The organism is Kitasatospora sp. NPDC093102 (assembly GCF_040683915.1).
Lineage (GTDB): Bacteria > Actinomycetota > Actinomycetes > Streptomycetales > Streptomycetaceae > Kitasatospora.
Genome location: NZ_JBFBFA010000004.1, coordinates 297,179 through 317,278, shown reverse-complemented (window position 1 = coordinate 317,278; position 20,100 = coordinate 297,179). Strand labels below are relative to the sequence as shown.

The 20,100-nt window shown below is 74.2% G+C and carries 16 protein-coding genes; 7 read left to right on the top strand and 9 right to left on the bottom strand.

Features of this window, described 5'->3' with window-relative positions; all coding sequences use genetic code 11:
• A complete protein-coding gene (gene scpA / locus AB0O11_RS09075) occupies positions 1–2,220 on the bottom strand; it encodes a methylmalonyl-CoA mutase (protein WP_363383474.1) in 2,220 nt (739 codons plus the stop codon).
• Positions 2,217–4,085, bottom strand: a complete 1,869-nt coding sequence (locus AB0O11_RS09070) for a methylmalonyl-CoA mutase family protein (protein WP_363383472.1) — start codon at positions 4,083–4,085, stop codon at positions 2,217–2,219. Before AB0O11_RS09070 ends, scpA begins: the two co-directional genes overlap by 4 nt.
• Positions 4,086–4,530: 445 nt before the next feature.
• On the opposite strand from AB0O11_RS09070, the gene AB0O11_RS09065 reads away from it, so the two are divergent.
• The gene (locus AB0O11_RS09065; RefSeq protein ID WP_363383470.1) at positions 4,531–5,616 is read left to right on the top strand and encodes an NlpC/P60 family protein; all 1,086 of its coding nucleotides are present in this window, start codon (positions 4,531–4,533) and stop codon (positions 5,614–5,616) included.
• Positions 5,617–5,920: 304 nt separating this feature from the next.
• On the opposite strand, the gene AB0O11_RS09060 is transcribed toward AB0O11_RS09065, so the two are convergent.
• The 4 genes from AB0O11_RS09060 to AB0O11_RS09045 form a co-directional block, all read right to left on the bottom strand.
• Positions 5,921–6,820 (bottom strand): M56 family metallopeptidase, encoded by a 900-nt coding sequence (locus AB0O11_RS09060; protein ID WP_363383468.1) that lies wholly within the window; start codon positions 6,818–6,820, stop codon positions 5,921–5,923.
• Entirely contained in the window at positions 6,817–7,206 is a 390-nt protein-coding gene (locus AB0O11_RS09055; RefSeq protein WP_363383466.1) for a BlaI/MecI/CopY family transcriptional regulator, read from the bottom strand. The genes AB0O11_RS09060 and AB0O11_RS09055 overlap by 4 nt, the downstream gene beginning before the upstream one ends.
• Positions 7,207–7,429: 223 nt before the next feature.
• The gene (locus AB0O11_RS09050) at positions 7,430–10,171 is read right to left on the bottom strand and encodes an FtsX-like permease family protein (protein ID WP_363383464.1); all 2,742 of its coding nucleotides are present in this window, start codon (positions 10,169–10,171) and stop codon (positions 7,430–7,432) included.
• Positions 10,168–10,968: an ABC transporter ATP-binding protein gene (locus tag AB0O11_RS09045; RefSeq protein WP_363383462.1), complete on the bottom strand. Its 801-nt coding sequence runs from the start codon at positions 10,966–10,968 to the stop codon at positions 10,168–10,170. The genes AB0O11_RS09050 and AB0O11_RS09045 overlap by 4 nt, the downstream gene beginning before the upstream one ends.
• A 415-nt stretch (positions 10,969–11,383) precedes the next feature.
• On the opposite strand from AB0O11_RS09045, the gene AB0O11_RS09040 reads away from it, so the two are divergent.
• The 3 genes from AB0O11_RS09040 (at position 11,384) to AB0O11_RS09030 (ending at position 13,474) form a co-directional block, all read left to right on the top strand.
• Complete coding sequence (locus AB0O11_RS09040; RefSeq protein WP_363383460.1) at positions 11,384–12,118, top strand: MgtC/SapB family protein; 735 nt, start codon at positions 11,384–11,386, stop codon at positions 12,116–12,118.
• A 61-nt stretch (positions 12,119–12,179) separates the two neighbouring features.
• Entirely contained in the window at positions 12,180–12,857 is a 678-nt protein-coding gene (locus tag AB0O11_RS09035; protein ID WP_363383458.1) for a YoaK family protein, read from the top strand.
• A 182-nt stretch (positions 12,858–13,039) separates the two neighbouring features.
• A complete protein-coding gene (locus AB0O11_RS09030; RefSeq protein WP_363383456.1) occupies positions 13,040–13,474 on the top strand; it encodes a hypothetical protein in 435 nt (144 codons plus the stop codon).
• A 16-nt stretch (positions 13,475–13,490) separates the two neighbouring features.
• Here the strand turns inward: AB0O11_RS09030 and AB0O11_RS09025 are convergent, their stop codons facing one another.
• Positions 13,491–14,147: a hypothetical protein gene (locus tag AB0O11_RS09025; protein WP_363383455.1), complete on the bottom strand. Its 657-nt coding sequence runs from the start codon at positions 14,145–14,147 to the stop codon at positions 13,491–13,493.
• Between the two features lie 406 nt (positions 14,148–14,553).
• On the opposite strand from AB0O11_RS09025, the gene AB0O11_RS09020 reads away from it, so the two are divergent.
• The 3 genes from AB0O11_RS09020 to AB0O11_RS09010 are packed head-to-tail and all read left to right on the top strand — an operon-like array spanning position 14,554 to position 17,992.
• Positions 14,554–15,078, top strand: coding sequence for a PadR family transcriptional regulator (locus AB0O11_RS09020; protein WP_224274203.1), 525 nt, complete (start codon positions 14,554–14,556; stop codon positions 15,076–15,078).
• The gene (locus tag AB0O11_RS09015; protein ID WP_363383452.1) at positions 15,075–15,761 is read left to right on the top strand and encodes an ABC transporter ATP-binding protein; all 687 of its coding nucleotides are present in this window, start codon (positions 15,075–15,077) and stop codon (positions 15,759–15,761) included. Before AB0O11_RS09020 ends, AB0O11_RS09015 begins: the two co-directional genes overlap by 4 nt.
• Entirely contained in the window at positions 15,758–17,992 is a 2,235-nt protein-coding gene (locus AB0O11_RS09010) for an FtsX-like permease family protein (RefSeq protein ID WP_363383450.1), read from the top strand. Before AB0O11_RS09015 ends, AB0O11_RS09010 begins: the two co-directional genes overlap by 4 nt.
• A gap of 32 nt (positions 17,993–18,024) precedes the next feature.
• Here the strand turns inward: AB0O11_RS09010 and AB0O11_RS09005 are convergent, their stop codons facing one another.
• Positions 18,025–18,486: an NUDIX domain-containing protein gene (locus AB0O11_RS09005; RefSeq protein ID WP_363383448.1), complete on the bottom strand. Its 462-nt coding sequence runs from the start codon at positions 18,484–18,486 to the stop codon at positions 18,025–18,027.
• A 21-nt stretch (positions 18,487–18,507) separates the two neighbouring features.
• Positions 18,508–19,980, bottom strand: a complete 1,473-nt coding sequence (locus AB0O11_RS09000; RefSeq protein ID WP_363383571.1) for an SDR family NAD(P)-dependent oxidoreductase — start codon at positions 19,978–19,980, stop codon at positions 18,508–18,510.
• Positions 19,981–20,100 lie beyond the last annotated feature (120 nt).

Sequence of the window (20,100 nt, the reverse complement as noted above, 5' to 3'; positions counted from 1 at the left end):
TCACAGCTCGTGGCCGAGGTCGGCCGCCAGGGACTTCAGCAGGTCGTACGCCGCGTCCGGGATGACCGTCCCCGGCGGGAAGACCGCCGCCGCGCCCGCCTCGTACAGGGCGTCGAAGTCCTGCGGCGGAATGACGCCGCCGACCACGATGGTGATGTCCTCCCGCCCCGCCGCGGCGAGTTCGGCGCGCAGCGCGGGCACCAGCGTGAGGTGCCCGGCGGCCAGCGACGAGACACCAACGATGTGCACGTCGGCCTCGACGGCCTGGCGGGCGACCTCGGCCGGGGTCTGGAACAGCGGGCCGACGTCCACCGTGAAGCCGAGGTCGGCGAAGGCGGTGGCGATCACCTTCTGGCCGCGGTCGTGGCCGTCCTGGCCCATCTTGGCGACCAGGATGCGCGGACGGCGGCCCTCGGCCTGCTCGAACCGCTCGACCAGGTCGCGGGTGCGCTGGAGGGAGGCCGACGGGCCCGCTTCGTCTCGGTACACACCGGAGATGGTACGGATCTGGCCGGAGTGGCGGCCGTACACCTTCTCCAGGGCGTCCGAGATCTCGCCGACGGTGGCCTTGGCCCGGGCCGCGTTGACGGCCAGGTGCAGCAGGTTGCCGTCCAGCGAGCCGCCGCGCTGCGGGCCGGCCTCGGCGGCCCGGGTGAGGGCGTGCAGCGCATCGCGGCACGCAGCCTCGTCGCGCTCCTCGCGCAGCCGGCGAAGCTTCTCGACCTGGCGGGCGCGCACCGAGGAGTTGTCGACCTTGAGCACGTCGATCTGCTCGTCGTTCTCCACCCGGTACTTGTTGACGCCGATCACCGGCTGCCGGCCGGAGTCGATCCGCGCCTGGGTACGGGCGGCGGCCTCCTCGACACGCAGCTTGGGGATGCCGGCGTCGATCGCCTTGGCCATGCCGCCGGCCGCCTCGACCTCCTGGATGTGCTCCCAGGCGCGCCGGGCCAGGTCGTGGGTCAGCTTCTCGACGTACGCGGAGCCGCCCCACGGGTCGATGACCCGGCAGGTGCCCGACTCCTGCTGGAGCAGCAGCTGGGTGTTGCGGGCGATCCGCGCGGAGAAGTCGGTGGGCAGGGCCAGCGCCTCGTCCAGGGCGTTGGTGTGCAGCGACTGGGTGTGGCCCTGGGTCGCCGCCATCGCCTCCACGCAGGTGCGGGTGACGTTGTTGAACACGTCCTGGGCGGTGAGCGACCAGCCCGAGGTCTGCGAATGGGTGCGCAGCGAAAGGGACTTGGGGTTCTTCGGGTCGAACTGCTTGACCAGCTTGGCCCACAGCAGCCGGGCCGCGCGCAGCTTGGCGACCTCCATGAAGAAGTTCATGCCGATCGCCCAGAAGAACGACAGCCGCGGCGCGAAGGCGTCCACGTCCAGCCCCACGTCCAGGCCCGCGCGCAGGTACTCCACCCCGTCGGCCAGGGTGTAGGCCAGCTCCAGGTCGGCCGTCGCACCCGCCTCCTGGATGTGGTAGCCGGAGATGGAGATCGAGTTGTACCGGGGCATCTTCTGCGAGGTGTACGCGAAGATGTCCGAGATGATCCGCATCGACGGCTGCGGCGGGTAGATGTAGGTGTTGCGGACCATGAACTCCTTGAGGATGTCGTTCTGGATGGTCCCGGCGAGCTTCTCCGGCGGTACGCCCTGCTCCTCGGCCGCGACGATGTACAGCGCGAGGACCGGCAGCACGGCGCCGTTCATGGTCATCGACACGGACATCCTGTCCAGCGGGATGCCGTCGAACAGCTGGCGCATGTCGTAGATCGAGTCGATGGCGACGCCCGCCATGCCGACGTCGCCGGTGACACGCGGGTGGTCGCTGTCGTAGCCGCGGTGGGTGGGCAGGTCGAAGGCGACCGACAGGCCCTTCTGGCCGGCCGCGAGGTTGCGGCGGTAGAAGGCGTTGGACTCCTCGGCGGTGGAGAAGCCCGCGTACTGGCGGACGGTCCAGGGCTGGTTGACGTACATGGTCGGGTAGGGCCCGCGCAGGTACGGGGCGATGCCCGGGTAGGTCTCCAGGAAGTCCAGCCCGGCCAGGTCGGCCCCGGTGTACAGCGGCTTGACGCCGATGCCCTCGGGGGTGTCCCAGACCAGCTCGTCGACGTCCTTGCCGGTGGACCGGCGCCAGGCGGCCTGCCACTGGTCGTCGGTGACGCCTGCGTTGTCCGTGACGCCGGCGGCGCCGCCGTCCAGCCCGATTCCGGTGAAGTCGGGGATCATCGAGCGGCTCCGATCTGGTCCAGCAGGGAGGTCAGGACGGCGACCGCGTCGCCGCCCGCGAAGATGAACTCGTCCACGCCGTCGGGTACCTCGGCGAGTCGCCCGGCCAGCAGCACTCGCTGGGCTCCGGCCGCCTTCAGGGCCTCGGCGACCGACGAGGCGTGCTCGGCGTACAGGGCGTCGCTGGAGCAGAGGCAGGCGACGGTCGCGCCGGAGGCCCGGAACGCCTCGGCGAAGGCCTCCGGGTCGACGGACTCGGCCGGGACCGTCGCGATGCCGCCCGCCTGGAACAGGTTGGCGGCGAAGGTGGTGCGCGCGGTGTGCGCGGAGGCGGTGCCGATCGAGGCGAGGAAGAGGCTCGGACGGGCGCCGTTCGCCGCGAGGTACGCGTCCGAGCGGTCCCGCAGCGCCTCGTAGGCCTCGGCGCGGCGCACCTGCGGCAGCCCGCCGCCGAGCGCGGCCGGGGCCGGCTCGCGGACCAGCGGCTGCTCGTCCAGGTGCGGGAACTCGCTGACGCCGGTGACCGGTTCGCGCCGCTTGGCGATCCTCACCGAGCGTTCCGCCCAGGTCGCGGCGATCCGCTCCTCGACGAGACCGGAGGCCAGGGCGGCCTGCTGCCCGCCGGCCCGCTCGATCTCCTGGAACCAGGCCCAGGCGGCCCGCGCCAGTTCCTCGCTCAGCTGCTCGACGTACCAGGAGCCGCCGGCCGGGTCGATCACCCGGGCCAGGTGGGACTCCTCCAGCAGGATCGCCTGGGTGTTGCGGGCGATCCGGCGGGCGAAGGCGTCCGGCAGGCCGAGCGCGCTGTCGAAGGGCAGCACGGTGACGGCGTCGGCGCCGCCGACTCCGGCGGCCAGGCAGGCGACCGTGGTGCGCAGCATGTTCACCCACGGGTCGCGGGCGGTCATCATCACCCGGGAGGTGACGGCGTGCTGGCGCTGCGCCGAGGCGGCTGCACCGGCCCCCGAAACCTCCGCGACCCGGGCCCAGAGGCGGCGCGCGGCACGGAACTTGGCGATGGTGAGGAACTGGTCGGCGTCCGCGGCGTAGCGGAACTCCAGCTGGCCGAGCGCGCCGTCCACCGGGAGCCCGGCGGCGGTGAGAGCGCGCAGGTAGGCGACGCCGGTGGCCAGCGAGCAGCCCAGTTCCTGGGCGGGGGAGGCGCCGGCCTCGTGGTACGGCAGGGCGTCCACGGTGAGCGCCCGCAGGCCCGGGTACCCGGCGGCGCAGCGGGCGGCCAGCGCGGTGGCCTCGGCGAGCAGCGCCTCGGTGCGGGTGCTCTCGCCGGTTCGGGCCTGGAGGCCCAGCGGGTCGGCGCCGAGGTTGCCGGCGGCGGCGCCGGGGGAGACCTCGCGCTCCTCGTGGAGCTTGAACAACTGCTCGGCGGCGTCGGTGAATTCGGGTCCGGCGTCGAGCGTCACGGCGGCGAGGTCCAGGTACACCCCGGCCAGTGCCTCAGGCAGGGCCTCCACCGGCAGGCCCGCGCCGCCCAGTTCCAGCCACAGCGAGCTCACGCCGTGCTCCAGGTCGGCCAGCACGGCCTCGTTGGTGCGCCGGCGGTCCGGGTCGGCATGCCGCTGGCGGACGTCCCACCCGGCCACGGCGGAGCCCTGCGGCCGGCCACCGCGCACGAACGGCGGGAAGCCCGGGTAGCCCGGGTCCGCGGCGGTGTCCTCGGCGGTGTACAGCGGGCGGGCGCTCAGCCCGTCCTGGAGCCGGGTGGCGAGCGCCTGCTCGGCGGCGGGGCCGTCCTCGGGCTGGGCACCGGACTTGCGCAGCACACCCTGGACGAGCTGCTGCCACTGCTCACGGTGTGCGGCCGGGAACTCGGCGGCGAGGGGGAGCCTTTCGGGCGGGACCTTCATGTGCGCAGGTTAGCGCCCGTTCGCAGGGCCGCAGGAGGGGGATCCCGTGTGACCTTTCCCTCGATTCGGCCGATTTCGAGCACTCCCCGGGAGGAGGAGTGCCACGGGCGTCGGGGCGGTGACACCCGGGGCCGGAGGAGGTGTCGTGACGGGTGGTCGGAGGGCCCGGGCGGGCGCGTCCCGGCCGTCGCCGGCGGTGGGCGGTGTCCGATCAACGCCGATGGCGCGGAACGCGATCGATGTCCCGTCATGCTGCCAAAACGTCATGATCAGGGGGATTGCGGAACCCGGCCCCTCATCTATTAAGTTACTTCGAAGAAGGTGGGCGGGGCAGCACCCCCCCGTTGCTCGCCCTGCCCGCCTTCGCCGTCCCCGGCCCCGGCCGAGCCGTCCCCCGGCCCGGTCCGGACCGTCCCGCAGATTCCCCCGAAGGAGAGCGACCGCCATGGGAAAGCGTCGCAAGCCCAGCCCCCCGAGCCGGGCCCGCATGGCGGTCCTCACCACGGCCATGGCGGCCGGCGGCGCGGTCCTCGCCTCCGGCACCGCCCACGCCGAACCGACCCCGAGCCTCGCCTCCGTCAAGGAACAGGTCGACCAGCTCAACGAGGACGCCGAGCAGGCGATCGAGAAGTACAACGGCTTCCAGGCGAAGCAGCAGAAGCTCCAGGGCGAGGCCAGCCAGATCCAGGAGAAGGTCGCCCGCGGGCAGGAGGCGATGAACGAGCTGCGGACCCGGCTCGGCGCGGTCGCCGCCGACCAGTACCGCACCAACGGCATAGACCCGTCGGTCCAGCTGATGCTCGACTCCGACCCGTCCGCCTACCTGGAGCGCGCCGCGGTGCAGAACCAGGTCTCCGACTCCCAGGCGAGCCTGCTCAAGCAGGCCCAGGACGAGCAGCGCAAGCTGGACCAGGACCGCGCCGAGGCCACCGCCACCCTCGCCGCGCTCGACTCGGTGGGCACGCAGCTGGCGGAGCAGAAGAAGGACATCCAGACCAAGCTGGCCCAGGCCCAGGAGATGCTGAACAAGCTCAGCGCCGAGGACCGAGCCAAGATCAACGCCCAGCAGAACGCCGAGAAGGCCAAGGCCGAGGCCCAGCAGGCCGCCGCCGCGGCCGCCAAGGACCGTGCCTCCCGCGGTGCCGAGCGCCCGGACATGAACGCCCCGGTGCCGTCGGCGAGCGGCCGGGCCGGCACCATCATCGCGTTCGCCCAGGCGCAGCTCGGCAAGCCGTACGGCTGGGGCAAGAACGGCCCCGCCAGCTTCGACTGCTCCGGCCTCACCAGCCAGGCCTACCGTGCCGCGGGCGTCACGATCTCCCGGACGTCCGAGGAGCAGTGGAAGGACGGCCCGCACGTCGACCGCGCCAACCTCCAGCCCGGCGACCTGGTCTTCTTCTACAACGACCTGCACCACGTCGGCCTGTACATCGGCGACGGCAAGATGATCCACGCCCCGCGCACGGGCAAGAACATCGAGGTCCTGCCGATCTCCGCGATGCCCTACATGGGCGCCGTCCGGCCGGCCTGACCGCACGCCTCCGGTGGCCCGCTCCCGCTTCGGCGGGGGCGGGCCACCGTCGTTGTGCCGAGCAGCAGAGCCGGTCCGTCCAAGCCGAGGTCCACGGTGCGGGAGGGTATGCCGGGCTGAGCGCAGAACAGGGCTCGGAATCGCTTCACCACCGGGCTGAAACCCGGCGCACTGCGATGAGTCCAGGTAGCAACGCCGGTCCGGGCGCGCGGGTTCGAGCGCGCGGGTCAAAGTCCCGGCAAATCTCACGGACCCCCACCCGGGGCCCGTCGGCACCCCCACGCCGACGGGCCCCGGGGGTGTTTCAGGGGTGCGGCGCGCAGACCAGCAGGTACGGGAGCAGCGGCAGGACCGACACCCCGAGCCGCCAGGTCGGCCGGCGACGTCCGCTCCCCGGCCGGGCCAGCCGCCGCACCCGGGCGAGCACCCCGGTGGACGTCGCACCCAGCGCGGCGAAGCCCGTCGAGGCTTCCCGGGCAGGAGCGCCGCCGGTCGCCAACGCGCAGAGCGCGGAGGCCAGTTCATCCCGTGAGACCTGCTCCAGTGCCGCGTCGTCGGCCGCCATCTCCAGCAGCAGCGCCACCTCGGAGCGCCCCAGCCGGGCCAGCGGCAGCGGCCCGAGCAGCAGCGCGAAGGTGTCGGCCGGCAGCCGGAACAGGTGGTGGCGGCCGCGGATGTGCCCGTGCTCGTGCGCGACGGCCGCCGCGAGCTGCCGCTCGTCCAGCAGCCGCAGCGCCCCGCGCGACAGCACCACCCGGGAGCGGCGCCCGGGCAGGCAGTAGACGGTCGGATGCGCGTGCTCCAGCACCAGCGCGTCCCAGCGCCGGTCCCGTACGGCGACCACGTCCAGCACCGCCCGGTGCTGCCGCCGGGCCCGTCCGGCGCGCAGGCCGACGGCCGTCACCAGGGCGGCCGACAGGGCCCCGCCGGCGGCGAGCAGCCACCAGTCGTGGGTGTGCGGCAGCACCGGCCCCGTCGGCCCGGCGTGCGGGAGCAGGCCGAGCAGCCCGGCCGGCCGGTGGGCGAAGGGCTCCAGCGCGTGGTGCGCGGTGAGCAGCAGGGCCACCGTGAACGAGGCCATCAGCGCGAGCCAGAGCGCCGCGCCCGCCGTCGGACGGGCCTGGAGCCGGGCGGAGCCGGCCAGCCGCCGGGGCAGCAGGACGCCGGTCACCGCAAGGTGGAGGCAGAGCAGCGCGAGCGTCACTCAGGGCCCCGGGACTTCACCTGTTCGAGCGCGGCGAGCAGGGCCGAGGCCTCGTCCCCGCTGATCCGGTCGACGAAGTGGAACAGCGCGCCCGCCCGGTCGGGGGTGGTCTCCAGCGCCTGGTGCATCAGCCGGGCGGTGTACTCCTCGCGGGTGCAGGTCGGCTCGTACACCCAGGCGCGGCCGACCTTGTCGCGGCGCAGCCAGCCCTTGGTGTGCAGGATGTCCGCGACCGTGGTGACGGTGGTGTACGCGACCGCCCGCTCCTGCTGGAGGTCGTCCACCACCTCGCGCACCGTGGCGGGCCGGCCCCAGGACCAGAACCGGTCCATGATCTCGGCCTCGAGATCGCCGAACCCCCGTAGCACCGCCCTCTTCTCCCTCATCGAGCCGACCACCGGCGCCCTTCGCCGGCCGGAACGCGGCCCATGCTACGGCGAGCGCCGGGCGCCCGCCCCCGGACGAAGGGGGTGGACGCCCGGCGCGGTCCGGGTGGAGCCCGGGTGGAGCCCGGGTGGTGCCCAGGTGGTGCCCAGGTGGTGCCCAAGCGGTGTCAGCCGGTGGTCGACGACGACTGTTCATGCCGTGTCCGACGCCGACCGTGAGGACTCAGGACAGCCGCCGCCCGAGCGGGATGCGGGACCGGGTGAACAGCGCCGCGAGCAGCCCCGCGACCACCGGCAGCACCAGCACGACCAGCAGCAGCTCGCCCCAGGGCGCGGTGACCAGCGCCGGCTTGGCCCCGAACCCGCTCGCCCGGGACTTCAGCAGCCCCACCGCCGGAACGAACCCGTTGACCGCCCCGAGCAGCGCGCCCAGCAGGGCGACCAGCGTGCACTGGAGGCCCGCCATGCTCCGCCGGATCCGCGGCGGCGCGCCGACCGCGGCCAGGGTGGCCTGGTCCTGCCGGGAGTCGGCGGCCGCCAGGCCGGTGGCGATCCCGGCCGCGCCGAGCACGACCAGCCCGGCGAAGCCGGTGAGCGCCAGGGTGAGCGCGTCGCTCTTCGGCTGGTACCCCCGCTCCACCTCCAGGCTGGCGAAACGGTCCAGCTGGACGGTGGCCGCCGCGGCGCGCTGCTGCGCCTTGCGGTCGGGCGGGGTGGCGGGCAGCCAGACCGAGCCGGTCGGCCGGGAGGAGAGCCCGAGCCCGGGCAGCGCGGAGGGCAGCACCAGGCCCTGGGCGAAGCCGGCGGCGGCAGGGTTGTCCACCAGCACCGCGTCGACCGGGACCTCCTGAACGTCGGGCTTGGGCACCTCGCCCGGCTGCACCGGGGCGCCGCCGCCACCGCGCAGCATCATCACGGCCTTGCCGTCGGCGCCCACCAGGGCCCGGTCGAAGACCAGCAGCTTGCCGGCGGCCAGCGCCTGTTCGGCAGCCGGGTCGTGAACGGCGAACAGGTTGTGCAGTACGCTCGCGTCACCGGTGGCCAGGTGCGGCGGGGCGACGAGGCCGCGCCGCCGCACCGGGCCCTTGAGCTCGACGGTGCTGGAGCAGTTCTCGCAGAAGCGGTACAGCACCTCGCCGAGGTCGCCGCGCGGGCCCAGCCCGGTCAGCTGCTTCTCCAGCGAGGCGCGTTCCTCGTCGAGCCGGGGGCCGTCGACGTGGGTGATGAGCTGGACGGCGCCGTACGGGGCCTGGGGCCGGTAGTCGCGCCGGTTCTCGGCGTCCGTGCTGGTGGTGTAGACGCCGATGGCGACGGCACCGGCCACCGCGGCCATCACCGCGGCCACCGCCGGAGCGGTGCGCGAGCGGTGCCGGGCGGAGTCCCGCAGCGCCAGCCGGGGCCCGAGCGGCAGCCGGCCGGCGGCCCGGCCGATCAACGCGACCAGCATCGGGGTGCACAGCAGCAGGCCGAGTTCGGCGGTCACCGAACCGCCGAGCACGGTGAGCGTACGGGTGTCGTAGCCGCCTACGCCCGGCTGGTCGCGCTGGATCGCGCCCGCTCCGTACATCGCGAGCACGGCGCCGAGGGCGACCAGCGCCGCGCCGCACACGGTGACCCAGCGGCTGGGCCCGCGGACGGTGTCCCGGCCGGTCAGCCCGGCGGTGACACTGCGACGGGCGGCCTGCAACGCCGGCAGCGCGGCCGCGAGCAGCGCGGTGACCAGGCCGATCCCGGCGATCGCGATCAGGTCCAGCGCCGGCACGGCGAAGTGACCGAAGCGCACGCCGCCGATCTGCTCGATCCACGGCCGCAGCACGGCGACCACCGCGGTGCCGAGCACCACGCCGACCGCCGCCCCGGTCGCGCCGAGGACGACGCCGCCGCCGAGCACCACCGCACCGACGTGGGTCCGGCTGCCGCCGGCCGCGCCGAGCAGGGCGAGTTGACGGCGCGAGCGGCGGGCGCCGACCGCGAAGGCGGGCCCGGCGAGCAGGGCGACCTCCAGCAGTGCCATGCCGGTGACCGTGGCGACGACCACCCTGGTGTTGTCGGCGCTCGTCGGACCGCTGTAGCGGTACGAGTCGCGGTGGTAGGGGACGGCCTGCTCCGGCGGCGGGGCGAGCGCCACCGAGCGTGCGGTCAGCGTGTAGCCGTGGGCGTTGAACCGCTGGACCGTGGCCCAGTCGAGGGCGGCCCCGGACGGCAGCCGGACCAGCCAGGCGGACCGGGTGGCCGAGGGCTTCTCCGCGGCGGGCCCGCCGACGGCCGACGCAGTGCTCAGCGGGTCGATCAACTCGCCCGGCCGGGCGACGAGTTCGACCCGGCCCAGCTCGCTCGGGTGCTCGACCACGCCGGTGATGGTGTAGGTGGTGCCCTCCAGACCCTGGACGGTGGTGGTGGCGCCGGGCTCCAGCCCGGAGCGGTCCAGGAAGGCCCGGGTGACGGCCACTTCGTGCGGGGCGCTCGGGGCGCGTCCCTCGACCAGGTCGAGCCGGCCGCGCCAGATCGGGTCACCGAGGTCGGCCTCGGTGGTGAGGGTGCGGACCAGGCCCTCGGGCGAGGTCGCGCCGGTCTCCGGCCCGGGCCGGGCCGGGGTGAGCGCGCTGCCGGGCGGCAGCAGCGAACCGATCAGGGCGGCCGGGTCGGTGCTCGCCCCCTTCTGCTGTTCGGCCGTCGGCTGTTCCCCCGGGCGGGGCGGGACGGAGAAGACGCCGTCCTCGGCGATCGGGGCCTGCTCGACCAGCCGGCCCGGGTCGAGCGACGTGACCAGGGCGTCCGCGCCGCCCACCACCCGCTCGACCCGCTCGGCCGGGGTCAGCTGCCCGCTGCGGTGGACCACGTCGGCGCCGGTGACGCCGAGGACGGGCAGCGCGATCATGGCGGCGATCAGCGTGCTGCGGCCCTTGGCGCGCAGTGCGTCGCGGCGGGCGATGCGCAGGGCGACCCGCCAGGCTCCGAGCCTCATGGCGCCACCTCGCCGACCGTGCCGGACCGGTGCACCGCCGCGAGGCGGGCGGAGGAGCGTCGACCGGGGGCCTCCGAGGCGACCGCGCCGTCCCGCAGGTGGACCACCCGGTCCGCCCAACTGGCGTGGGCGGCCTCGTGGGTGACCATCATCGCGGCGGCGCCGGCGTCGCAGCGGGCACGCAGCACGGCGAGCACCGCCTCGCCGGTGGCCGAGTCGAGGGCGCCGGTGGGTTCGTCGGCGAGCACCAGCCGGCGCTCGCCGATCAGCGCCCGGGCGATCGCGACCCGCTGCTGCTGACCGCCGGACATGTCGTCGGGGAAGCGGTCGGCGAGCTCGCCGATGCCCAGCTCCTCCAGCGCAGTCAGCGCCTCCCGGCGGGCCCGGCGTCCCGGGACGCCGTCCAGTTCGCGCGGCAGGGCGATGTTCTCGGCGGCGGTGAGGGCGGGGATCAGGTTGTAGTCCTGGAAGACGTACCCGATCGAGCGCCGCCGCAGGTCGGCGAGCCTGCCGCGGCCGAGGCCGCCGAGCGCGACCCCCTCCACCAGCACCTCGCCGCCGGTGGGCTGGTCCAGCCCGCCGGCCAGGGTCAGCAGGGTGGACTTCCCGGAGCCGGACGGGCCCATGACGGCGACGAACTCGCCGGGGTGGACGGCCAGGTCGATGCCGCGCAGGGCGTGCACCTCGGCGGCGCCCCGCCCGTGCACGCGGGTGACGTCGGCCAGGCGCAGGACGGGCGCGGGCCGGTTCGGATCGGTGTGGGACACACTTCCCCCTCGTGAGCTGCTCAACTGCATATGTCGGTGAACTGTATATGTCGGAGGACGAAGCGCGGGGCGGGGCGGTTCCCGGGTGGGGGCGATCGGATTCGGCCGAACTTCTACAAAGCTGTCGAGGATGCGGGTGGGAAACCGGCCCGGGTCGTTCGGGGCCGGTCCGTGCTCGGGAAGGTTCACGGCTCCGGGCGGTCGGCACCCGGCCCTGGCGCGAGGCGTGTCGCCCGGCGCGCGGGTCAGGTCCGCGTGCGCCGGCCCGCAGGGCTGGTGCGGCCGCCCTGCGCGCCTACCCGCCGGGCGCGACAGGGGTGGTCATCATCGAGGTCGTCCCGATCGCGCGCCGAACCGCCGACCGCGTGTCACCGCCCGTACGGGCGGGCGGCGGGCGGCGGCTCGCCGACCGTCCCTACCCTCCTCCCGTGAAGGAGGTGCCGTCGTGCACACCCTGACCACCGCCGACTTCCTGGTCCGGCTCGCCACCGGTGTCGCCTGCGGCGCGCTGATCGGCGTCGAACGCCAGTGGCGGGCCCGGATGGCGGGCCTTCGCACCAACGCCCTGGTCGCCGCCGGCGCCACCCTGTTCGTGCTGTACAGCGAGGCCGTCGGCGACGTCGGCAGCCCCACCCGGGTCGCCTCCTACGTCGTCTCCGGCATCGGCTTCCTCGGCGGTGGCGTCATCCTGCGCGACGGCGCCGGCGTGCGCGGCCTCAACACCGCGGCCACGCTGTGGTGTTCGGCCGCCGTCGGAGTGCTGGCCGCCTCCGGCAAGCTGGAGCTCGCCGTCCTCGGCACGCTCGCCGTGCTCGCCGTCCACCTGGTGCTGCGCCCGGCCGGCCGACTGCTCGACCGGGCCCCGCATTCCGGCAGCGACCCGGACTCCACCAGCCGCGCCACCGTCCACCTGGAGTGCGACCGCAAGTCCGAGACCCACATCCGGGCCCTGCTGCTCCAGGCCCTCGCCGCCTCCGGGCTCGCCCCGACCGGCCTGCGCGCCCGCCGCACCGACAGCGGCGACGCCACCAGCCTGCGGGCCACCGTCGCCATCACCGGCCAGGTCGCCCCGGCGCTCGAACAGGTCGTCACCCGGCTGTCGCTGGAGCCCGGCGTGCGTGATCTGCACTGGCACCTGGACGACGAGCCGGAGGAGCCCGGCAACCCGGCGCTCGCCTGAGCGAGTGGAACGGAAGGCCCGCCACCCACCCGAACCGTCACCCGAACCGTCTGGAGGACCGATGCCGACCCCCGATCCCGAGCACGGGCCGCTGGTGCCGATGCTGCTGGTGCTGACCGTGGTCACCGGAGTGGTGGACGCGGTCAGCTACCTCGAACTCGGCCACGTCTTCGTCGCCAACATGACCGGCAACGTGGTGTTCCTCGGCTTCGCCCTGGCCGGCGCGGCCAGCCTCTCCGCCACGGCCTCGCTGGCCGCTCTCGCCGCCTTCGTGCTCGGCGCCCTGGCCGGCGGCCACCTCGCCCGCCGGCTGCCCGGCCACCGCGGGCACCTGCTGACCGCCGCCGTCGCCGTCCAGTCGGCGCTGGTCGCGGCGGCCACCGTGCTGGCGGCCGTGGCCGGCCACACCTCCGACCCGGCCCGCTACACCCTGATCGGGCTGCTCGGCCTCGCCATGGGCGGTCAGAACGCGGTGGTCCGTGCCCTGAAGGTCCCCGACCTCACCACCACCGTGCTCACCAGGACCATCACGGCTCTCATCGCCGACCGTGCCGGCCCCCGCCGCCTCGCCTCCGTCGTCTGGATGTTCGTCGGAGCCCTCCTCGGCGCCCTCCTCGTCCTGCGTGTCGGCGTCCCCGTCGCCCTCGCCCTGGCCCTCGCCCTCCTCCTCGCCGTCGCCGCCCTCACCCACCAGGCCGGCAAACGCACCCCCACCCCGGCCTGGACCCGCCCGCGCTGACCGGGCCACGTCGGCCCCGGAGCCGCCGCCCGTCCGGAGGGCCCTCCTGCCGCCCCGTCGCCCGTCGCCGGTCGGCCCGTGTCGGCCCGCGTCGGCGCGCGGTCCAGCCGATGTCCTGCCGGTGCGCTACCGTCCCGGCAGTCCCGCGGCCCGCGGGTCGTCCTGAAGGACAGGTGAGTTGTATGGGCGCCAGTGCCTGGTCGTACGCGGTTCCCCACCGGGAGGATCTCCAGGCCGCCCTGGACGCGCTGAGGGAGAAGGTCTTCACGGAGGACGAGTACGACCGGGAGGAGGGGGTCGAATCGCTCGCGGAGCTCATGGACTCCGGTCGTCTCCAGGAGGAGGGCGCGCACTCCGTGCTCGACGTGGCCACCGTGGTCCGCTGCGCCGTCGACGAGGAGGGCCACGGCGACGTCCGGGTGGTGGAGGGGGCCGAGGTCGCGGAGCTGTTCGGCACCGACCGGCCTTCGCTGGACACCGTCCGCGCCGCCGAGGAACAGGGCGGGGGCGACATCGACTTCCCGCCCTCCTTCCGGGGCTCGGGATGCTGCACGGTCACCTACGGACCGGACGGCGCTCCTGACGGCCTCTACTTCTGGGGCGTCACCGGCGACTGACGGGATGCCGGCCCGGTCAGTCCTCGCGGCGGTGGCCGGCGCGGCCGCTCCAGAGGGGTTCGAGGCGGGCCCAGTCGGCGGTCCAGACGGTTTCGGCGCGACGGTCGAGGGTGTGGAGGCGCAGGCGCAGGACGAGGGCGAGCAGGGCCAGGAGGACGAGGAGGGCGCCCGCACCGGTGCAGGCGGCGGAGACGGCGAGGGCCATGCGGTTGGCCGGGGGATCGGAGACGGTGCCGGCCGGGTCGACCCAGACGGGGATGCGGCTGCCGATGACGGCCGAATGCGGGACCTGGACGGTGCCGAGGTGCCGGGTGCCGTCCGGGGCGGTCCAGTCGGCGTCGGCGTCGATGTGGTTGCTGTAGCCGCCGGCGAAGCGGCTGCTGGTGGCGGCGGCGCGGTCCGGGACGCTGCGGACCACGGCGTCGACCTGGCGCAGCCGGGCGCGGTCGGCGTCGGCCCGGGGCGCGGTGGAGCGGTAGAGGAGCAGGCTGCCGCCCACGGACAGGGCGAGGGCGAGCACCGCGCCGAGCACGGCGGACAGCCAGGCGCGGGCCCGGGAGCGGTCGAGCGGGCGGACGAGCGGCTCGTGCCGGGCACCGAGGGCCCGCCGCAGCCATCGGCCGGTGCGCCGCGGGAGCGACGCGGGCCTGGCCGGACGGGGTGTGCTGGACACGGTGAGTGCTCCTCAGGGGCGCGGGGACGCAGGGAGGTTACGCCCCCAATGTCCACCAGGCGGCCCCCCGCGCACAAGAGTCGTGCGCGTCCGTAGGACCGCCAGGGCCGCTCGGCCCTGCGGACGGGACGTTCGGCCCCTCGGCGGTCGCCGCCCGGTCCGGCAGGCTGGGAACCGGCGGCGTCCTCCCGGTGCTTGGGCGCGGCCGAGGCCCGGTTCGACCGTGGGGGCGCCGGGCCGAGGTACGGAGCAGGGGGTGGTCGTGGGGTCACCCCCTGCCTGTGCCGTGTCCGGCTCCTGCCCGTTCTCCGACCCTTCCCTGCCGGGAAACTGACGTCGCCCCAGCTCGTGGCCGTATTCTGCCCAGCTATACACTCGGAGTATACGCCGGGTGTATGTTTCTTCCATGAGTGTTCCTTTGACCCTGCTGGGGCTGCTGGAGCGTGAGCCGAGCCACGGCTACGACCTCAAGCGCGACTACGACGCCCTCTTCGGCCGCGGCAAGCCCCTTCCGTACGGCCAGGTCTACGCGACCCTCGGGCGGCTGGCCCGCGACGGCAAGGTGGTGGCCGGCGAGGCGGAACCCGGCGACGGGCCCGAGCGCAAGCGGTACGTCATCACCGAGACCGGGGCGACCGAGTTCGAGACCTGGCTCCAGGAGCCGGTCGCACCCGAGCCCAACCTCCAGTCCGTGCTGTTCACCAAGGTGGTGCTGGCCCTGATGCTGGGCCGCGACGCCGAGCACTACCTGGACACCCAACGGGCCGCCCACCTGCGCCGGATGCGTGAACTCACCGAACTGCGCCGCACCGGCGCCCTGGTGGACGCCCTGCTCGCCGACCACGGCCTGTTCCACCTGGAGGCCGACCTGCGCTGGATCGACCTCACCGCCGCCCGGCTGGATGCGCTCGCCGCGGAGGTGAAGGCGTGACCGTGATCATCGAGGCCCGCGACGTCGCCCTCGCCTTCGGCGAGACCCCCGCCCTGCGCGGAGCCGACCTGTCCGTGCAGGCAGGCGAGGTGCTCGCCATCATGGGCCCCAGCGGCTCGGGCAAGTCGACGTTACTGCACTGCCTGGCCGGCATCCTGGTGCCCGACGCGGGGGAGGTGCTGTTCAACGGGCAGCGCCTGGACACCATGCCGGAGGCCCGGCGCAGCGCCCTGCGCCGGGACCAGTTCGGCTTCGTCTTCCAGTTCGGCCAGCTGGTACCGGAGTTGACGGCCGAGGAGAACGTCGCCCTGCCGCTGCTGCTGAACGGCGTACGGCGTGCCGCCGCGCTGGCCGAGGCCCGCCCGTGGTTCGCCCGGCTCGGACTGGACGGCCTGGAGCGACGCCGCTCCGGCGAGCTGTCGGGCGGTCAGGCCCAGCGGGTCGCGCTGGCCCGCGGCCTGGTGGCCCGTCCGCAGGTGCTGTTCGCCGACGAGCCGACCGGCGCGCTGGACTCGCTGACCGGCGAACAGGTGATGGAACTGATGGTCACCTCGGCCAAGGAGCAGGGCACCACCGTCATCCTGGTCACCCACGAGGCCCGGGTCGCCGCGTACGCGGACCGCGAGGCGGTCGTCCGGGACGGCCGGGCCCGCACCCTCTCCGCCGGACCGGTGGCCTCGTGATCTCCTTCTCGCTCCGGCTGGCCGTCAGTGGCGGCCGGGAGGCGGTGGCCCGGCTGCTGATGATCGCGGCGGCCGTCGCGATCGGGGTCGGGCTGCTGCTCTCGACCTTCGCCGGCATCCACGCGATCGACCGGACCAACCAGCGGCAGCTCTGGATGAACACGGGGGCCGAGGACGCCACCGCGGCGGCCCCGGCGGACCCGCTCCGGTGGGCCGCCCGGATGGACTACTACCGGGGGAAGAGGGTCTTCCGGGCCGACGTCGCCGCCACCGGCACCACCTCGCCCGTCCCGCCCGGCCTGAGCAGGCTGCCGGCACCGGGTGAGTTCTACGCCTCGCCCGCCCTGGAGAAGCTGCTGCGCGACGTCCCGGCCGTCGAGCTGGGCGACCGCTTCCCGGGCCGGCTGGTCGGCACCCTCGGGAACGACGCGCTGCCCTCCCCGGACACCCTGGCGGTGGTCGTGGGCCGTACGGAGGAGGAGGTCAAGGCACTGCCGAGGGCCACCACCGTCACGAGCATCGCCACCGCCGTGCCGGCCGATTGCGACCACGGCTGCTTCGGCGCGGGTGTGAACGGCGACGCGCTGGTCCTGGTGCTCACCGTGGTGGCCGGGGCGCTGATCTTCCCGGTGCTGATCTTCATCGGCACCGCGACCCGGCTGTCCGCCGCCACCCGGGAGCAGCGCTACGCCGCGATGCGCCTGGTGGGGGCCACACCGGGCCAGGTGTCGGTCATCTCGGCGGTGGAGTCCACGGTGGCTGCGGCGGCCGGCACCGTCCTCGGCTTCGGTCTGTACTTCGCCCTGAAGCCCCTGGTGGCCGACGTGCCGTTCACCGGCGACCGCTTCTTCATCGACGATCTGGGCATCGGCCTCCCGCAGGTGGCCGGGGTGGTGCTGGGCGTACCGGTGGCGGCCGCGCTCGCCGCCCGGTTCGCGCTGCGCCGGGTCGTCATCTCGCCGCTCGGGGTCAGCCGCAGGGTCACCCCGAAGCCGCCCAGCGCCTGGCGGACGGTTCCGCTGCTGGCCGGCCTGGGCGAGCTGGGCTACTTCGTCGGGAACCCCCCGGCGAGCACCAGCGCGCAGTCGGCGGGCTACCTCAGCGGCTTCGTGCTGGTGATGCTCGGCCTGGTGATCGCGGGGCCGTGGTTCACCATGGCGGCCTCCCGGGTCGTGGCCCGGAGGACCAGCCGTCCGGCCACGCTGATCGCGATGCGACGGCTGGGCGATGACCCGAGGGCCGGCTTCCGCTCGGTCGCGGGCCTGGTGCTGGCCCTGTTCGTGACCACCGCGACGCTGGGCATCATCGGCAGCATCAACGCGAACATGAGCTCGCTCTTCGGCGTTCGGGAGGTCCTCAAGTCCGTGGTGGCCACCCCGGCGAACGGCCCGTGGAGTCCGCTGGTGGTCCCGGCGGTGCCCGACGGCCTGGAGGCGCGGGCCCGGGCCGTCCCGGGCTTCGAGGGGATGGCGCTGGTGCACGACAACCCGGCCGGGATCGGTGCTCACCAGTACGGCCGGGAGCGGATCGTGCCTCCCCTGGTGCGCTGTTCGGAACTCGCGCAGATTCCCGTGGTCGGCCACTGCGCGCCGGGGGCCGTCGTCGCGGCCGTCGACCGGGACGTGTTCCTGGACCTCCAGGCGAACAGCGACAAGGAGTGGCCGGCGGCGCCGGTCTCCGCCGAGGAGGTCGCCGCCCTCCCGGTGCGGATGATCTACGCGACCACCGACGGCTCCCAGTCCGCCAAGGAACAGCTGCGGACGATCTTCAGCCGGGAACTCCCGCGCTACGAGAGCCGGATGGCGCAGGACTGGAGCTCCGAGGCGCAGAAGAAGCTCCAGGGCTGGCGCCAGCTCGCGAACGTCGTCCTGCTGACCACCCTGCCGATCGCCGGGTGCAGCCTCGCGGTGAGCGTGGTGGCCGGGCTCTCCGACCGCCGCCGCCCGTTCGCGATGCTGCGGCTGACCGGGGCGCCGCTGCGGCTGCTGCAACGGGTGCTCGGGCTGGAGAGCGCCTTGCCGCTGCTGGTGGTGTCGGCGGTCGCGATCGGGACGGGCTTCGCCGCGGCGGCGATGTTCCTCCAGGCACAGATGAAGGTGGACCTGGTGCCCCTGGGTGCGGAGTACTACGGGCTGACGGCCTTCGGGCTGGTCGCCTCGCTCGGGATCATCGCCTCGACGCTGCCGCTGCTGAAGCGGATCACCGGGCCGGAGGCGGCCCGCAACGGCTGAGCACCCGCCCGGAGCCGACCCCGTCGCCCGCCTCAGCGGGTGACGGGGTAGCCGTGCGTCCCGTCCGCCCGCACCACGTCCAGCCCCGGCAGCCAGCTGCCGAGCACCAGCGCGGACGGGTAGAACATCGGCTCCGGCAACGCGTCCACCGGGAAGCGCTCCCAGCCGGCGCAGGCGTGCGGCTCGGTGACCACGGCCTCGGCCAGGCTGGGCGGGGCCAGCACGGCGGCGGTCAGCCGGGGTCGGCCGAGCTCGTGGTCGAGGTGGACGGCGAGCACCCGCATCGCCTCGGCGGGCAGCACGATGCCGGTCTCCTCGGCGAGCTCGCGGGCCGCGGTCTGCTCGAAGGACTCGCCCGGGTCGACCTTGCCGCCGGGCAGGCTCCAGGTGGGCGGCTCGCCGGCGGTGATCCGGCGGCCGATCAGCACCCGGCCGTCCCCGGTGGGCACGACGATCCCGGCGCCGAGCAGCGGTGCGGTCGGTACTGTGCTCAACTCGCCATCTCCTTCAGCCGGTTACCAGTTGGCGCGCTCGTAGTCCTTGAGGAAGCAGCCGTACAGGTCCTCGCCCGCCTCGCCGCGCACGATCGGGTCGTACACCCGGGCCGCGCCGTCGACCAGGTCGAGCGGGGCGTGGAAGCCCTCGTCGGCCAGGCGCATCTTGTCCGGGTGCGGGCGCTCGTCGGTGATCCAGCCGGTGTCGACGGCCGTCATCAGGATGCCGTCGGACTGGAACATCTCCTGCGCGCTGGTGCGGGTGAGCATGTTCAGCGCGGCCTTGGCCATGTTGGTGTGGGGGTGCCCCGCACCCTTGTAGCCGCGCGAGAACACGCCCTCCATCGCGGAGACGTTGACCACGTACTTGCGGCGGGACGCGGAGGCGGCCATCACCGGGCGCAGCCGGCTGATCAGGATGAACGGCGCGGTGGAGTTGCAGAGCTGGACCTCCAGCAGCTCCATCGGGCCGACCTCGCTGACGGTCTGCACCCAGCTGTTGGTGTCGGCGAGGTCGGGCACCAGGCCGCCGGCGTCGATCGCGGTGCCGGCCGCGATCCGGGCCGGGGTGGCGGAGCCGGTGACCAGGGCGAGCGAGGTGACGTCCTCGGCGGCGATCCGCTGCCCGTCGCCGCTCGCCTGGTGGGGGAGGGCGGGCAGGTCGACGCTGCCGCTGCCGAAGCGGCCGATCGTGGTGGCCTGCGGCAGCTCGCCGGCCGGCAGCGGCGCGGACTCGGCGTTCACCAGCTCGCGGTAGGACTCCGGCGGGCGGCGCACGGTCTGTGCGGCGTTGTTGATCAGGATGTCCAGCGGGCCGTCGGCGGCGACCTCGTCGGCCAGCGCCATCACCTGGGCCGGGTCGCGCAGGTCGATGCCGACGATCTTGAGGCGGTGGATCCACTCGGCGCTGTCCGGCATCGCCTTGAAGCGGCGGATCGCGTCGTTGGGGAAGCGGGTGGTGATGGTGGTGTGGGCGCCGTCGCGCAGCAGCATCAGCGCGATGTACATCCCGATCTTGGCCCGGCCGCCGGTGAGCAGGGCGCGCTTGCCGGTGAGGTCGGCGCGGGCGTCCCGGCGGGCGCGGTTCTTGACGGCGCAGTCCTGGCAGAGGTTGTGGTAGAAGGCGTCGACCTCGACGTACCGCTGCTTGCAGGTGTAGCAGGAGCGCGGGCGCTCCAGGATGCCGGCGATCTCGGTGGTGGTGACGGTGGTCAGGCCGAAGGCGCCGGCCGTCTCGTCGTCGATCCGGGTGGGCGCGCCGGTGGCGGTGCGGGAGGTGACCGCACGGTCGTTGGCGGTCTTGCGGGCCCGGGTCTCCTGGCGGCGGCGCTGCTTGAGGGTGCGGAATATGCCGCCGACGGCCTGGCGGACGGTGATCGCGTCCGGGTGGTCCACGTGCAGCTCGTCGAGCTCGGCGATCACCTCCAGGCAGAGCCTCAGCCGCTCGGGGTCGAGGCCGGGACCGTAGTCGATCTCCTCCTCGGTGTCCTCGATCCGGCCCTGCTCGATGTCCGTCTGCCCGATGCTCACGCCTGCTGTCGCTTTCCCGTTCGCCACGCCCACGCGTGAAGCCATGCCCTTTACCGCGTGAATGCTACGGGAGCGGTCAGGACC